This window comes from Nitrobacter vulgaris (assembly GCF_031453995.1).
GTDB lineage: Bacteria > Pseudomonadota > Alphaproteobacteria > Rhizobiales > Xanthobacteraceae > Nitrobacter > Nitrobacter vulgaris.
The window spans coordinates 1-15,038 of the sequence record NZ_JAVDPZ010000029.1; the positions used below are offsets into that span (position 1 = coordinate 1).

General features: G+C 58.0%; 13 protein-coding genes. 11 read left to right on the plus strand and 2 right to left on the minus strand.

The features are described from left to right. Positions 1 to 312: 312 nt before the first annotated feature. From GGQ85_RS15730 to GGQ85_RS15755, 6 genes are all read left to right on the plus strand, one after another. Positions 313 to 1,488 (plus strand): hypothetical protein, encoded by a 1,176-nt coding sequence (locus GGQ85_RS15730; RefSeq protein WP_309775298.1) that lies wholly within the window; start codon positions 313 to 315, stop codon positions 1,486 to 1,488. A 314-nt stretch (positions 1,489 to 1,802) separates the two neighbouring features. After that, positions 1,803 to 3,401 (plus strand): TonB-dependent receptor plug domain-containing protein, encoded by a 1,599-nt coding sequence (locus GGQ85_RS15735; RefSeq protein WP_309775299.1) that lies wholly within the window; start codon positions 1,803 to 1,805, stop codon positions 3,399 to 3,401. Then, positions 3,328 to 3,960: a TonB-dependent receptor domain-containing protein gene (locus GGQ85_RS15740; protein WP_309775330.1), complete on the plus strand. Its 633-nt coding sequence runs from the start codon at positions 3,328 to 3,330 to the stop codon at positions 3,958 to 3,960. The genes GGQ85_RS15735 and GGQ85_RS15740 overlap by 74 nt, the downstream gene beginning before the upstream one ends. Before the next feature lie 222 nt (positions 3,961 to 4,182). Continuing rightward, positions 4,183 to 4,722: a hypothetical protein gene (locus tag GGQ85_RS15745; protein WP_309775300.1), complete on the plus strand. Its 540-nt coding sequence runs from the start codon at positions 4,183 to 4,185 to the stop codon at positions 4,720 to 4,722. Between the two features lie 157 nt (positions 4,723 to 4,879). Continuing rightward, positions 4,880 to 5,731, plus strand: coding sequence for a cytochrome-c peroxidase (locus GGQ85_RS15750; protein WP_309775301.1), 852 nt, complete (start codon positions 4,880 to 4,882; stop codon positions 5,729 to 5,731). Between the two features lie 132 nt (positions 5,732 to 5,863). Beyond that, positions 5,864 to 6,301 carry a hypothetical protein gene (locus GGQ85_RS15755; RefSeq protein WP_079447745.1) on the plus strand — a complete coding sequence of 146 codons (438 nt, stop codon included), beginning with the start codon at positions 5,864 to 5,866 and terminating at the stop codon, positions 6,299 to 6,301. Between the two features lie 48 nt (positions 6,302 to 6,349). On the opposite strand, the gene GGQ85_RS15760 is transcribed toward GGQ85_RS15755, so the two are convergent. Then, positions 6,350 to 6,538 carry a hypothetical protein gene (locus tag GGQ85_RS15760; RefSeq protein ID WP_309775303.1) on the minus strand — a complete coding sequence of 63 codons (189 nt, stop codon included), beginning with the start codon at positions 6,536 to 6,538 and terminating at the stop codon, positions 6,350 to 6,352. Between the two features lie 213 nt (positions 6,539 to 6,751). On the opposite strand from GGQ85_RS15760, the gene GGQ85_RS15765 reads away from it, so the two are divergent. From GGQ85_RS15765 to GGQ85_RS15775, 3 genes are all read left to right on the plus strand, one after another. Then, a complete protein-coding gene (locus tag GGQ85_RS15765; protein WP_309775304.1) occupies positions 6,752 to 8,263 on the plus strand; it encodes a protein adenylyltransferase SelO in 1,512 nt (503 codons plus the stop codon). 224 nt (positions 8,264 to 8,487) lie between these two features. Next, positions 8,488 to 11,298, plus strand: a complete 2,811-nt coding sequence (gene treY, locus GGQ85_RS15770) for a malto-oligosyltrehalose synthase (protein ID WP_309775305.1) — start codon at positions 8,488 to 8,490, stop codon at positions 11,296 to 11,298. A gap of 322 nt (positions 11,299 to 11,620) precedes the next feature. Further along, a complete protein-coding gene (locus GGQ85_RS15775) occupies positions 11,621 to 13,174 on the plus strand; it encodes a sensor histidine kinase (RefSeq protein ID WP_309775306.1) in 1,554 nt (517 codons plus the stop codon). Between the two features lie 165 nt (positions 13,175 to 13,339). On the opposite strand, the gene GGQ85_RS15780 is transcribed toward GGQ85_RS15775, so the two are convergent. Next, positions 13,340 to 13,789, minus strand: a complete 450-nt coding sequence (locus tag GGQ85_RS15780; RefSeq protein WP_309775331.1) for a DUF2231 domain-containing protein — start codon at positions 13,787 to 13,789, stop codon at positions 13,340 to 13,342. 524 nt (positions 13,790 to 14,313) lie between these two features. Here GGQ85_RS15780 and GGQ85_RS15785 point away from each other — a divergent pair. Continuing rightward, positions 14,314 to 14,535: a hypothetical protein gene (locus GGQ85_RS15785; RefSeq protein WP_079447739.1), complete on the plus strand. Its 222-nt coding sequence runs from the start codon at positions 14,314 to 14,316 to the stop codon at positions 14,533 to 14,535. Between the two features lie 68 nt (positions 14,536 to 14,603). After that, a complete protein-coding gene (locus GGQ85_RS15790; RefSeq protein ID WP_309775307.1) occupies positions 14,604 to 14,918 on the plus strand; it encodes an SWEET family sugar transporter in 315 nt (104 codons plus the stop codon). Positions 14,919 to 15,038 lie beyond the last annotated feature (120 nt).

The window sequence follows — 15,038 nt, forward strand, 5'->3', positions numbered from 1 at the left end:
CGACCTATTCGTGCGGCCTCCACCGTTACGATGCACGCACTGTGAAATGCTGCTCGCAGGCCGCCTTCAGCAAAATCTGCCAAAGTAGTGCTAGGCCGTGTCCTCATAAAATCAGGAAACTTGGTTGCGGCGCGTTTGATGTCCGTTTGTCCCTCAACAACGGCACAAAAGCGGACATTGTGCGAGGTCCGAGAAGGGCCATAAGCTGCCATTGAAGATGAAGGCACGATGTTTTTACTCGATGCTGACCGGCTTTCTTCCCGTTGTCGCGGGCTCTGCGTTCACACTTGGGTCGTCGCGACTTTCGCAATCATGATGGCCGTCGCTCCGCTACAGGCTTCAGCAGCACCAAAGGCGTCAGCGTGCGGATACCTCGCTGGTCTAATTGATAAGGCACCATCGTCAGGGCCGTTGTTCCTGCCCAGCTATCCGACCGTCGAATCGGGGCCTCTGCATGGCGCCGCCTACCTCTATGACAATGCGGTAGCCGCCATCGCATTGGTCGGTTGCGGTGAGCAGGACAAAGCGTATCGGATTGGCTCGGCGGTTCTTTGGGCCATCGATAACGACCGCACCTGGCATGATGGGCGGCTCAGGAATGCTTACGCCGCGGGTGTGGTGGCGAATGGCCCCGTCAAACTTCCAGGGTGGTGGGACAATACTCAGAACAAATGGTTAGAGGATCGATATCAGGTGGGCAGCGATGTTGGTAACATCGCATGGGCCATGTTGGCGTTGCTGTCGATTGATGATGCGAACACCGGCTCTCGGTTCCGCGATGGTGCAGCACGGCTTGGCGCCTGGGTCGCGCAATGGGCCGATACGCGCGGTACTGGCGGTTTCACGGGCGGTACGTTTGGGCATGAACCGACGCCGGAAGTGCGGGCGTGGAAATCGACCGAACATAATACTGACCTCGCCGCTGCGTTTGGCCTTCTTGCGATCCGTACAGGCGATTCGCGCTGGCGCGATAAGGCAACGGTTGCTGAGTACTTCGTAAATACGATGTGGAATCCGGCATGCGCCTGTTTCGCCGCAGGGACAGCTGAAGACGGCGTCACGCACAATCCGATTTTGGCTCTGGATGCTCAGATCTGGCCTTTAACAGCGCTTCACGGAGCGGCCGGGAAATTTGCATCGGCAATGACGACCGCCGAACAGCGAATGAGTGTCGGCGGAGGCTTTTCTTACGGCGAAGACCGGGACGGTGTGTGGACCGAAGGGACGGGCCAAGTGGCTCTCTTGATGAAATTGCTCGGCAAGACTGAGAGGGCAGAGTCGTTGATCGCTGTCATCGAATCACAGAGGTCGCCCGATGGTGGGTTCTATGCCTCGACTGTCCGCGAGTTACCAACCGGGTTCGTGTTGGACACCGACCCGACCAAGCCGCGACTCTATTTCCGATTGTCACATCTTGGCGCAGCTTCGTGGGCTGCCCTCGCGGAACGTGGGTTCAATCCCTTTACGATGACAAAAGGACTTCCGTAATTGAGCCGCAGCGCTTCTCGTCTTGGCCTTTTCGGTCTTTTTTGATTTCGATATGTCCGCCGATATGAAATCGAGACAATGCTGGGGTCTAAGCGAACAGTGAGAACGTCGCGCTATCCGCTATCCAAAAAATGTGTGCGGTAATACCCGTGCCACTATAGCGAGGCGGCCGCTGCCCGCGCCGGTTGAAACATCCGGCGCAAGAGTCGCTCAACTCAGTCGTTATATATGTGTTAATATGTCGCTGAGATTTTTACCTCCATCCTCGGTATCGATATTTTTTTTATAAATATAGCGATTGCTTGGGGGTGACGATGATACGATCAGTGAATTTCCCCGGCAGGGGCGCGCTCCTGTCGTCCGTAGCGATTGTTGCGATGACGGTCGGCGCGGACGCGCAAGATCGTGGCCAAGATCGTGACGGAGTTTATCAACTCGGCGAGATCTACGTTTCGGGCGCAGCACGCGGAGGAAGCGGGAGCGGGGGTGCGGGCGGGGGCGGCGTCGGCGGTTCAACGGTGACGCGCGAGCAGATGTGGACCTTCGAAAAGCAGACCCTCGATCAGGCGGTGAACCTGGTGCCGGGTGTTAACGGCACGCTATCGTCCGCCGGTCAGCGTAACGAGACCGACATTTTCGTGCGCGGTTTTGGCCGCTGGCAGGTACCGTTGATGATTGACGGTGTGCGCCTCTATCTTCCAGCCGACAACCGGCTCGATTTTAGCCGTTTCCTCACCGGCGACATTTCCGAGATCCAAATTCAAAAAGGTTATGCTTCGGTGCTCGACGGGCCGGGCGGAATGGGCGGCGCCATCAACCTGGTGTCGCTTAAACCGGTCAAGCCGTTCGAGTCTGAAATCCGCGCTGGCACGATGTTCGACAATCGCGGAGCATTTCAGGGTTGGAACAGCTACGCGAGGATCGGCTCACGCCAGGAGAATTTCTACGTTCAGGGCAGCGTCAACCAACTCGACCAGAATTTCTGGTCGCTATCGCGCGGCTATTCGCCATATCCAGCGCAGGGTCCTTACCCCGGCTCGCTGGAAGATGGCGGACGGCGCAACGGATCGGACACCCAGGACTGGCGAGTCAACCTCAAGGCTGGTTACACGCCTAACGCCACCGACGAATACAGCATCAACTATACCAAGCAGTCCGGCGCCAAGGGTGCGCCCCTGAACGTCTACAACAACCCGCCATCGAGCCAGAACAGCTTTTGGCTCTGGCCGGCATGGAATGTCGAGAATCTGGCCTTCCTGTCGAACACGCAGATCGGCGACGCCTCCTATCTCAGGACCAAACTTTTCTACAACAAGTTTTACAACGCGCTCTCGGCGTATGACGACATCACCTATAGGTCGCAATCGAATCCCGGCCGCTTCAACAGCCAGTATAACGACAACGCGCGCGGCGGCTCGATCGAGGCCGGCACCGAGCTGATTCCGATGAACACGTTGAAGGCGGCATTCCACTATCGGCAGGATTTTCACACCGAGCAGAATGACAACCGTCCGACCAGTCCTGTTTTTAATACCACCGAGCCGTGGCAGCATCAGAACCAGACGACGTGGTCGGCGGCGCTGGAAGACACTTTCCACGTCACCCCGGACGTCGATTTGGTGGGGGGTGTCAGCTATGACAAATATCGGATCGACAAAGCTGAAGAGTATGACGACATAAGGGGACTATACGAGTATCCCAAAGGTGGCGCCGATGCCTTGAACTGGCAAACGGCAGCGATCTGGCGTTACAGCGAGGCCAAGCAGGTCTATTTCAGCGTATCTGACCGCGCGCTTTCCGACCATCTTCGAGCTTTACAGCCAGCGCTTTGGCAATGCGATTCCGAATCCCAACCTGGGCCCGGAGCGCGCCACCAATTACGAACTTGGCTGGAAGGGTCAGATTCTTTCTAACCTGAAGGGAACGGCTGCGATCTTCTACAGCGACGTGCGCGATCTGATTCAGGCGGTCCGTGTCAGCCCGACACAGTCGCAGACGCAGAACATCAACCAAGGCCACTTCTACGGTTTTGAGGCGTCGCTGGAAGCGCAGCTCTCCGCGCAGTTCATGATCGGCGGCAACTACACATTCATCGAGCGAAACGTTAGCGACGTATCAATTCCCGGATTCAGGCCGGTCGGGGTGCCGACCCAGAAGGCGTTCGTCTATGCCACATGGCGGCCGATCGAGCCGCTCGCCATCACGCCGAATCTGGAGGTCGCGAGCGACCGCTGGAGCGATGTCCTCGTCGGCACCCAGGGACCGAACGCGCCGATCCGCGCCGCCTTTCCCGATCTCTATATCCGCACCGGGGCCTACACGCTCGCCAACATCAACGTCAACTACCAGGTCACCGAGAATGTCGAGTTGGCCGGCGGCGTGAGGAATCTGCTCGACCAGAACTACGAACTGGTGTGGGGACTGCCGCAGCCGGGACGCACATTCTACGCGAAGGTGCGGGCCATATTTTAGCTTGGTGCGGCGGCGCGGCGAGAAGATGCACGCTGGGCTCTCCGGCGTGCATCTTCAAAGGGCGCTGCGCTGATCGTGTATGCCTGTGGGCCGCTTTGTCCGTTTGGCGAACGAACTTCGAAAGGTCTTAACACGGTCAGCCAGACTTTGGCCTCGATGTGCTTGGTATGCTTGTTGCGGAGTCTGCACGTTATATTCAGGTAATGGTGACGAGAGGTAAACATGCGCAGGAAGATTTCATGGGGTCTGGCGCTGAGCGCGCTTGGCCTTGCCGCCGTTGCAGCCGGGCCGATCGAGGCACAGGAAGCTGCTCCGCCGCCGGCTTGTGCCGCTCCGGTCGCGCCGACAGGTGAACTGGCGCCCTGGACCACACCGTTCCAACTAAAGGCGGCGGAGACCGAGACAAGTACGTCACGCGCGCGCCTGCCAATCGGCCAGGCCGCAAGCCTCACTTTGCTGCGGACACCTGATGTGCGTTACCCACTGCGCCCGGAGAAGCCGGGCGGCTCGGTCAGCTATGGCGGTCTTGTGCTGCTCGATGTGCATGAGGCCGGCACCTACCGGGTGGCGCTCGATTCGGCCGCCTGGATCGATCTCGTGCGAGACGAGCAGGCCGTGAAATCGACCGCGCATGGCCATGGGCCGAACTGCACCGGAATCCGCAAGATGGTAGATTACCCTCTCACCCCCGGCCCTTACATCTTGCAAATATCGGCCAATGGCCAGCCGCAGATGACAGTGCTGCTCGCGCGCTTGCCCTGATCCCGTGCAGACCCCGCGCTTCTCACTCCTGTTGCTGTCAGCCGGGCTCCTGCTGACAAGTTTGTTGTCAGCAGGATTTCTACCGCGAGAGACTTCAACATGGCGCTGGACGCTGCCTGCCGGCGTTTCGGCGCCGCCGATTCCAGCCGATAATCCCATGACCACTGTCAAGATCGAGCTTGGGCGGCGTCTATTCTACGACGCTGATCTCTCGGCTAACGGCACGATGTCCTGTGCTACTTGCCACGAGCAGAAGCACGCTTTCGCCGATGGCAATCGCACTCATCCTGGAGTGACCGACGAGTCCGGGCGACGCAATGTTCCCGGGCTGGCCAACGTCGCCTGGTTCACACCACTGAACTTCGCGGATCCAGCAGCCACAACGCTTGAGACGCAGGCGGCGACCCCGGTATTCGGCGCTCATCCGGTCGAGATGGGCATGGCAGGGCGCGAGGCGGAGATCGGCAAACGGTTCGGACGCGATAGCTGCTATCAGACGATGTTCGCACGCGCCTTTCCCGAGAATAGCGGTCGCATCGACTTTCCCAACGTGGCGCGTGCGCTGGCGAGCTTCGAACGTACGCTCATCTCTTATGGCAGCGCCTGGGACCGGCAGCAGCTCGCTCCGAATGCACAAGCTGGTTCAGCGCTGTTCGCCCGCGATTGCGCGGCCTGTCATTCGGGAGCGAACTTCACGGATTTGTCCATGCACCGGCTTGGTCCGGCCGATCCCGCGCTCCCCGATCAGGGGCTGTTCGAGAAGACCGGGATCGACGCCGACCGTGGCAAATTCCGGACGCCATCGCTGCGCAACGTCGCGCTCACCGGCCCCTGGTGGCACGATGGATCGGCGCGGACGATCGATGAGGCTGTCGCCAAGCACGGCCTGACGTACGACGCAGCCGAGGCGAAACAGTTGATCGCCTTCCTCACGGCTCTGTCCGACACCGAATTCACCCAGCGCCAGTCGCTTGCCATGCCTGAAGAGGCTTGCGGCAAGCGCCTCTAACACACAGACCGTGCGAAGCGCTTTTTGCCTCCATCGAGCAAGCAGTACAGTTAGCCGGTTCCTTACTGGACATAGTTATGAGCGAGCATTAGGCTTTGCGGCGAGGGGCGATCAGAGAACGAGACGAGTAGCATGGCTCCTCAGTTGCAGTATCAGGTCAGGTTCGACGTAAACGATTCGGTCATCGCGGAATCGATACGACGAAACGTACAAGAACCGGCGCTAACACGCCTTTTGGATATTCTCGCCAGACATCGCGCGGTGCCAAAATCCCAGTTCGATGCATTTTCCGAGTATGTCGCCGTAGCAGAAGAGCGCGGCATCGAAGGCTATCCGCTTTATGAATGGACCAAGGCAACGATTCAGAACCCGACAAAGAAGGAAAAATATCTGAAATCCTTCACGCTCTATGTGGAGGATCAAGAGGTGTATGCGAAGGAGATCGCTGATAGCTTGGAGTCAGATCTGCAACCGCTTGCTACGAGTGGGCTCATTACCCGGATATCCAAGTACGATACGAACCCCGAAAATAACCCTCAGCCACCGCAGCGTGGCACCGACCAAGGCTAATACGTCGCGGGGCGTGTCCGGGCGTTTTCCGATGCGGGCTGCCAGCGGCTAAAGCTTGGCGCGGCGCCCAGATCGTCCCAAAAGCTTTGCCGGGCGACTGGCGAGCAGTTCGGCCAGCCGCTGATCGTTGCCGTAGTCGAGTGGCCATTCCTGAACGCCGCCGAATTCATAAGCCATTGAGGCGGGCGCTGAGCTGATGTTCGTTAAGCGTTTTTTGAGCCAGCCAATCATCGTCATTTGGCGCCTCCATGATCGCGCTCTTCTAACTTTGCGGAGGAGAACATGCGTAGGCTTGAGTTTGTTCCCAAATTTTCGTTGCGAGAAGAGGTTTGCAAGAGAAGGACTTTTAAGCCGATTCTTGCTCTTGGCCCCAATGTGCTGGGTTTGAGACGTTGAGGCCGGAACGGGTGAACCTTGCTTTTTTAGGACGGAGGGACGACTCTTAGAATCATGAGATCGCTTGCAGAAAGTTCTACGTCCGCGGACGCGGCAGGGCCCATTCCGTTCGACAACAGCTATGCGCGGTTGCCGGAGGCGTTTTATCAACGCGTGAAACCGTTAGCGGTAGCAGCGCCGAGGCTCTTGCGCGTAAATGACGCGCTGGCTTGCCAACTGCGCATCGATCCAAGGTTTCTCGAGAGCCCGGAAGGCGTCGCTGTCCTCTCTGGCAATGAGATCGCGTCTGGATCCGAACCCATCGCGCAGGCCTACGCAGGGCACCAGTTCGGAGACTTCGTGCCCCAGCTCGGCGACGGGCGGGCCGTTCTGCTTGGCGAAGTCGTGGACGTTGCGGGTAAGCGATTCGACCTTCAGCTGAAGGGCTCTGGCCGAACCCGCTTCTCCCGGGGCGGTGATGGCCGCGCCGCGCTCGGTCCCGTCATCCGCGAATATATCGTCAGCGAGGCCATGGCTGCGCTTGGCATTCCTACAACACGCTCGCTCGCCGTGGTGTTGACAGGCGAAAACGTCATGCGCGAGCGGGCGCTGCCGGGCGGAATTCTGACCCGCGTTGCGTCGAGCCACCTGCGCGTCGGCACGTTTCAATACTTTGCCGCACGGGGGGACATCGAAAACCTTCGCGCTCTGGCCGACTATGCGATCGCCCGGCACTACCCGGAAGCGCGCTTGGCTGAAGACCCATATCGGGCTTTCTACGCCGCCGTCGTCGCAGCGTTGGCCCGGTTGTCGGCAAGATGGATGCTTGTTGGATTCATCCATGGTGTTCTGAACACTGACAACACTGCGATTGGAGGCGAGACGATTGACTACGGGCCGTGCGCTTTCATCGACGCCTACCGGCCTGACAAGGTTTTCAGTTACATCGACCAGTTCGGACGCTATGCGTTTGCAAATCAGCCTGCCGCCGTGGCATGGAATTTGGCCCGATTTGGCGAGACATTACTACCGCTCATAGCGGGTGGCGGTGACAAGGCGATTGAAGCTGCAAATGCCTCGATCGCTGGCTTCGATGATCACTTCAATGCCGCATACCTTGCAGGCATGCGTCAGAAGCTCGGCCTCGCGCGCGCGGTGGAAGGCGATTTCGAACTCGCGTCTGATCTCCTGAACCGGATGGCGGAGAATGATGCGGATTTCACGTTGACTTTCCGCGCCCTTTGCGAGGCAGCCGCCCATGCCAAAGGCGATGTGGACGTACGGGGGTTATTCACAGACCCTTCCGCTTTCGACGAATGGGCTGGACGATGGCGGGAACGCCTGTCGCTTGAAGAACGGTCGGCCGAAGCGAGGCGCACCGAGATGCTGTCCGTCAATCCGATGTTCATCCCGCGCAATCACCGCATCGAAGCGGTCATTCGGGACGCTGAAGCGGGACGCTTCGAGAAGTTTCACGAACTCGTCGAGGTGCTGGCGCATCCCTTCGACGACCAGCCGAAGTTTGCTGACTATGCGAAGCCGCCCCAACCGGAGGAAGAAGTCCGGCAGACTTTCTGCGGGACATAACCGGTAGGATGCGCGCAGGGACTGCGCCTCCCGTTTCTTTCAGATGTGGGTAACTCTTGCCGGCGCAATTCGCCTAAGCACGACAGACGACTCGGGCTTTGCGTAGGGAACTCTTGCAACATCCAAAAGTTGAAAGAGGCTATCACCGACGCATGGCAACTTCGTCGATCAGGTCAACGTACCGGCCCCTCTTTTGAGACCCCAATTGGCGGCGGATATACCGGATGACTTTTGATCGACAGGGCCAGCCTGACCGCAAGCCGATCCCACGCGCCACCTACCGGCTGCAGCTCAACAAGGATTTCGGCTTCGATCAGGCGGCGGCGCTCGCGCCTTATCTCGCCAGGTTGGGAATAAGCCATGTCTACTGCTCACCCTATTTGCGGGCTCGCCCCGGCAGCACGCATGGCTACGACATCGTCAGCCACACCGAACTGAACCCTGAGCTCGGCAATACCTCAGCCTTTGAGCGGATGGTTGCCGCGTTCCGGGAGAACGGTCTCGGCCAAATCCTTGATTTCGTCCCGAACCATATGGGGGTGGGCGGTGCGGACAATCCGTGGTGGCTGGACGTGCTTGAATGGGGTCCGGATTCGCAATTCGCAGGCTGGTTCGACATCGATTGGGAGTCGGATCGCAGCTACCTGCAAGGCAAACTGCTGGTCCCCTTCCTGGGCGAGCAGTACGGTGCTGAACTCCAGTCGGGTGCGCTCCGACTCAGGTTCGATGCGGAAGCCGGCTCGCTGGCCGTGTGGGCATACGACAACCACAAGCTTCCGATCAGCCCGCTTCACTACGAGCGCGTCCTCGGCGATAACCATCCGGACCTGGAGCGCATCGGCGACGCGTTTGCGCACCTCTCGACATGGCGCCCGCATATCGTTCGCCGGGCTTCGGATCTCAAATTGGAGCTGGCCGAGTCAGTCAGGGAAAACCCCGATCTGGCGGTCGCGATCCAGGCCGCGGTGGACCGCTTCAACGGCGAGATTGGCGAACTGCAAAGCTGGTCGCAACTTGACGCGTTGATCCGCGACCAGCACTGGCGCGCAGCCCACTTCCGCGTCGCGGCCGACGACATCAACTACCGCCGCTTCTTCAACATTAATGACCTGGCTGGGATCCGGATGGAGCTCCCTCAGCTTTTCGACCATGCGCACTCGCTGGTGTTCCGCCTGCTCGAACAAGGAGTGCTCGACGGAATCCGGCTGGATCACGTCGATGGTCTTCTCGATCCGAAAGGGTATTGTTTGCGCTTACGGGAAAAGGCGCCATGTCCGTTCTATCTCGTTGTCGAGAAGATCCTTGCGCCGCATGAAAACCTGCGTGATGACTGGGATGTCGAAGGGACGACTGGCTACGAGTTCGCTAACCTCGTCACCGGTCTGCTGAACGATCCGGCGGGTCAGGAGGATCTCACGCGCCTTTACGCCGACTTCAGCGGTGAACGGGCCTCCTTCAGTGCCATCGTCCGCGATTCGAAGATGCGGATCATGGAGAACGAGATGGCGAGCGAACTGAACGTGCTGGCCAGGGAGGCAGCGCGGGTGGCGCGCTCGAATCCGCGGACCGCCGACTTTACCAACAACGTCCTGCAACGGGCGCTAAAAGAAATTATCGCCGTTTTTCCCGTCTACCGCACATATGTTGACGGACGGAGCCCGCCCACCCAAGCAGACCGCCGCGATATCGATTGGGCCATGGCTCAGGCCCGCCGCAATGGTGCTGCCTTGGACCCCAGCGTTTTCGATTTCCTCCACCAACTCCTGACTTGCGATCTCGTTGCCGAGCCGCGTAGCGGATTCAGCCGCGTGGAGGTGGTTCGCGTCGCAATGCGCGCACAGCAATATAGCGGCCCCGTAATGGCCAAGGGCCTCGAGGATACCGCCTTCTACCGCTACAACCGGATGCTGGCGCTGAATGAGGTCGGCGGCCACCCTGACCAGTTCAGTGTAAGCGTAGCCGCCTTCCATCACGCCAATGCCCAGCGGGCGAAACGAACGCCGCATGCCATGCTGAGTACCGCCACGCATGACACCAAGCGCGGCGAGGATACGCGGGCGCGGCTGGCGGTGCTATCGGAGATGCCGGACGATTGGGCCCAACACGTTGCACTTTGGAGTCGGATGCTGCGGGCGCGCAGCGCAGGAAATCCGGACGCAGCGCCGCCAGATCGCAATGACGAGTATGCGTTCTATCAACTCCTGCTCGGAGCATGGCCGGCCCAACTTTCAGCGGGCCAGCTCGATCCAGTGGAAGTGGATGCCTTTCGCCAGCGGATTGAAGGCGCCATAACGAAAGCCATGCGTGAAGCCAAGGTCCATACGACCTGGGCTGCGCCGAACGCCGCATACGAAGACGCCGTTTTAGAGTTCATTCGCTACGCGCTGGACACGTCGCGAACCAATCCCTTTCTGGAATCTTTTTCCGCGTTTCAGCAGCGCGTGGCTACCTTTGGCGCTCTCAACAGCCTTATTCAGGTCGTGCTGAAATTCACGGCGCCCGGCGTGCCCGATCTCTATCAGGGTGCGGAACTCTGGGACTTCAGCATGGTCGATCCAGATAATCGTCGTCCCGTTGATTACGACATCCGGAAAGCATCACTGGTATCCGTGGAATCGGGCAGGGGTGATCTTCCAGAGCTTCTGGAAAACTGGCGTGACGGCCGTTTAAAGCTCCGCCTTATTGCCGAGACGTTGGCGTTGCGCCGTCGCGAACCGGAACTGTTCATGCACGGTTCGTACGAAGCGCTCCACGGCACAGGTCCGCAGGCAGATCGCCTCTGTGCCTTCATGCGCACCAGCGAAGATAGCGCGCTGGTGACCGCGGTGGCTTTGTACCCGTCCCGTGGGCATGGGGCAGATACATGGGGCGACTGCACTCTGACTCTATCGTCTGAGGTCGTTCCGCAGCGATGGTCAGAGCTGTTCAGCGGACGTGAGCTCATACTCTCGCAAGGGTCGTTTCTAGCACGCGAGCTGTTCGCCAGCTTGCCGGTCGCGCTGCTCACGCCTTCTCAGAATTTGCCGCCCGCCTGAGCCTGTGGGCGTTCGAATTTCGTATACAGATTGATAGGACCCATCGCCGTGAGCTGCCGCGTCGGGGAACTCAATTGCACGCCATTGTATCAGCCGCCCGCCTGTTTCTATTTACCGCAGGAAAGGCCAATTCTGATCAACTCCCTTGAGAAGTTCCCATCGGGCACGTGGGCAGGGCGAAAACTCGGAGTAGTATCGCTGCCGCGGTTCGGGAGAGTGCAAAAGTACTCGGCACAACGCGCAATTGATAAATCCCAATTGACACACTGTGCAATGTTAAGCTTGAGACTGGCGCAGGAAGCTGAGATCCAAAGCCGCAACGATGATAAGCTGGTTCAAGACTGCGACCAATCCGCGCTGGGAATGGCTTTATTTTCTGATTTTTGCCGCAGCGTACTCCGTACTCTGCATTTTCGGCTTTCGCACGGCAAACAACAATGTCTTGTCGCTGATCTGGCCTGCCAACGCATTCATGCTTGGTATGCTCGTGCGCTTTCCTTTATTGGCGCATCCCCTGGGATGGGTGGCCTGTCTTGTCGGATTTGTTATTGCGGTTCCAGTTACCGATTACGGCCCAATAACGAGTGCGGGACTGGCTGCATACAATTTCGGTATCGTGGCGGTCGGCCATGTCGTGCTCTCCAGGGCCGATCCGGCTGACCAACGTCTGGAACGTCGGACCTCGGTTTTTTACCTTCTTTTTGCGGTGGGCGTCGCATCCATATTCGCCGGCATTGTTGGGTCGATCCTGGTCGGTCCTTTATTCTACGATCCGGCAGCGGTCAGCTCTTTTCGATACTGGTTCTCAGTTGAGCTTATAAACCAGCTCGCCTTTTTGCCGATGATCCTGTCCTACCCGGAGGGCCGTAAATGGGCGCGCTTTCAACTGCCGCATTCGACCTTTCACGATCAAGTGCCGATTATTGTGTTGGTCGTCTCGGCCGTTACGGGACTCTTTTTCGGAGGAATGGGGGCCCTCGCATTCCCTGTACCGGCCCTTCTCTGGTGCGCAATTTCCTATCGCGTGTTCCTGACGGCCTTGCTGACCTTTGTCTTTTGCATATGGGTGATCATAGCGACAACTCTGGGCTATATTGACGTTTCACATGTCGATCAATCGCTCGTGTTGTCGATCAGCATGGGGGCTGCACTTATTTCCCTGGCCCCTCTCGTCATCTCCACGACGACTGCGACACGAAATGAAATGCTGAACCAGCTTAGACACCTCGCGGCTGAGCGTGAGATCGTGGCCAATGAACTCGATCACCGGATCAAAAATCTGTTCACGCTGGTCAACGGGCTAATCAGTTTATCAGTTCGTGACAAACCCGAGATGAAACCGCTGGCAGACATACTAAGAAGCCGGCTCACGGCATTGCATCATGCGCATGGTCTCGTTCGCACCGCGCACGCAACGTCGGTTGCACGGGGAGGATCGGTTTCATTAAAGGAACTTATTGGCGCTCTGCTTCGGCCTTATGAGAGTGCGGGAGATAAACATTTCACGGTCGACGGTGATGACGCTCTCGTCAATGGTGGAACCGTTACACCGCTGGCTCTCGTTTTCCACGAACTGGCGACTAACTCCACCAAATATGGTGCGTTGAAGCATGCCGACGGCATTTTGGGAGTCCATATCAGTCGCGATATCGATGGCCTGCGTATCAAGTGGACGGAAAAGGCTCCAGTGCAAACCGGCTATTCTGATGCGGCCGAAAGCGGCTTCGGATCGAAGCTTCTGGATCTAGCGATCAACCAACAATTGCATGGAAACTACGTCCGCGCTCGTACAGAAGACGGTTTGGATATCGAGATCATTCTGCCGAGCAAACTTTTCAGCGAAGTCCCATCCAGTCTACCAATTGGACCAATCTGAGTTTCCTTGCTTGCCTTTGCGTGAACGTGCTCTCGCCAGAACCACTCCGCACAAAGCATCAGGATATAACGCTGGGAATGTGCAAAGATCGGCCGCCAGGAAAGCGGCCGATCCCGAGCATTGAATGAAATCGCGGAAACCGGCTTAGAATCCGGATTTCGTTTTTTAATCGGCAACTCCGACCCGGTGGCGAAAAACCATTTCGCCGCCCTTCCAGCCGGAAAACGCCAGGCCGAGCACGACAAGGCCCGAGAGAACTACGCCGGTTGGAACGATGACTGAGCTGCCGTGATCGAACCGCCAGTACCAGTTAAAAGCCGCGATCAACAGAGCGAGGGCATTGCCAATCGCGTGAAGCCGCGTATCCGACAGGTTGCGCACACGATCATCCCCTAGAACTTCGACAAGGCCTGTCACAGCAGCCAACGCCGCGGTAACGAGGCCTATGCCGAGTAACCACAGCGAAGCCGTTGCCCAAAATCCGTTCGAAGTCGCGGCGAAAGCAAGATCGGAAACGAACGCCAACACAAAGCAAGCAATGGGAAAAGCTATTACCATTGGATGGATGGGGTGGCCGGCTATCTGCACGGTAGAACGTGGGTTGTCTGTTGCCATAGGAAACTCCCTTGTTGGGCGGGCAACAATTTTCCTCGCGGTCCGTTCCTTTTCGAGGGTGTAAATTGCGGCGCCGATGGCAGCGACGCATGATTGCGTGTCACAAGGTTTGCCTTTTTGTCGCCGACAGATTGCAGATGATGAACGCCAAAGGCCCATTCGTGCCGTCCGGCCGAATTACTCGTCACGGGGATGGTCAGGACGCAGGCGAGGGACGCAAGAGCGCATGTCGGGAAGCGAGGGCGTTTTCGTTTATTCTCGCTCTTTGGCCTTGACTGATGTCGCCGGTCGAAGCTTATAAAATATGCCCATCCGTAGTGAGGATGGCCGATGCAATCCGGCTGGCGGTGGAGCCCGTGATGGTCTAAGAAACGATCAATAACAAAAGCAACAGCCGGTCCCCACGAACGGACATCAACTCATCAGCCTTAAGAAATCAAACGCCTTTTAGCGGGCTTCGTTGCTTGTCCTTGTGAACTCATCCCTCCTTTAACAACAACGAACCTAGGCGGTATTCGCTCATCATGCCGATTTTCAGTTACATCATCACAGACCTGGCCGAGCGTAAATCAAAACCCATCAAGGTCCCCTTGCAGACCCATGAGGAGGCCGTCATGTACGGAACACTCTTGGCTCGAGAGATGCTGGGTGACACGCCCGACCTGACCGATAACGGGATGTGCATTACTATTCTTGACGATGTCGGTAAAACCGTCTCCATCCTGCCTTTTGGTTCTGTTAACTGACCGCAAAAGTGCTGAGATTGTTTTGACGAGTCGAGGGATTCTTTGTGTCACTACAAAGGAATCTTTTCTTGAGTTCCGTAAAGGAACCGCCACGACGTATGCACGTTCATCTTGGCTATGGACACTACTACCCTTGTCGGGTTCTTCGCAGCCTTTTGCACCTCGATCTCGTACTTTCCTCAACTGAAGAAGTGCTGGCAAACCGGCAAGGCGGGGATCTGTCCCTCCTGATGTTCAGCATTCTTACCACCGGCGTGGGGGCGTGGGTGCTTTACGGCGTTCTCAAGCACGACGTCGTTATCGTCATCGCGAACGCCGTGAGCTTCTGCTGCCTGTCCGGCATATTGTGGTTCAAGCTCAGAGAGAAGTTGGATCCCGCTTGAACAGCTAGGTGTAAGGACGGCGATCGGCAGCCCGCAGGCGCTCCACCATTGCATGGATTTGGTCGTCAGCCGCCGCGCGAGCGACCAGTCCGAACAAATGCCGCAATCTCGTTTTGGAGA

Excerpts from the sequence above, each read along its gene's own strand:
- GGQ85_RS15750 (WP_309775301.1), top strand. The coding sequence starts at position 4,880 with ATGACCACTGTCAAGATCGAGCTTGGGCGGCGTCTATTCTACGACGCT.
- GGQ85_RS15745 (WP_309775300.1), top strand. The coding sequence starts at position 4,183 with ATGCGCAGGAAGATTTCATGGGGTCTGGCGCTGAGCGCGCTTGGCCTT.
- GGQ85_RS15785 (WP_079447739.1), top strand. The coding sequence starts at position 14,314 with ATGCCGATTTTCAGTTACATCATCACAGACCTGGCCGAGCGTAAATCA.
- GGQ85_RS15760 (WP_309775303.1), bottom strand. The coding sequence starts at position 6,538 with ATGACGATGATTGGCTGGCTCAAAAAACGCTTAACGAACATCAGCTCA.
- GGQ85_RS15775 (WP_309775306.1), top strand. The coding sequence starts at position 11,621 with ATGATAAGCTGGTTCAAGACTGCGACCAATCCGCGCTGGGAATGGCTT.
- GGQ85_RS15765 (WP_309775304.1), top strand. The coding sequence starts at position 6,752 with ATGAGATCGCTTGCAGAAAGTTCTACGTCCGCGGACGCGGCAGGGCCC.
- GGQ85_RS15730 (WP_309775298.1), top strand. The coding sequence starts at position 313 with ATGATGGCCGTCGCTCCGCTACAGGCTTCAGCAGCACCAAAGGCGTCA.
- treY (WP_309775305.1), top strand. The coding sequence starts at position 8,488 with ATGACTTTTGATCGACAGGGCCAGCCTGACCGCAAGCCGATCCCACGC.
- GGQ85_RS15780 (WP_309775331.1), bottom strand. The coding sequence starts at position 13,789 with ATGGCAACAGACAACCCACGTTCTACCGTGCAGATAGCCGGCCACCCC.
- GGQ85_RS15755 (WP_079447745.1), top strand. The coding sequence starts at position 5,864 with ATGGCTCCTCAGTTGCAGTATCAGGTCAGGTTCGACGTAAACGATTCG.
- GGQ85_RS15735 (WP_309775299.1), top strand. The coding sequence starts at position 1,803 with ATGATACGATCAGTGAATTTCCCCGGCAGGGGCGCGCTCCTGTCGTCC.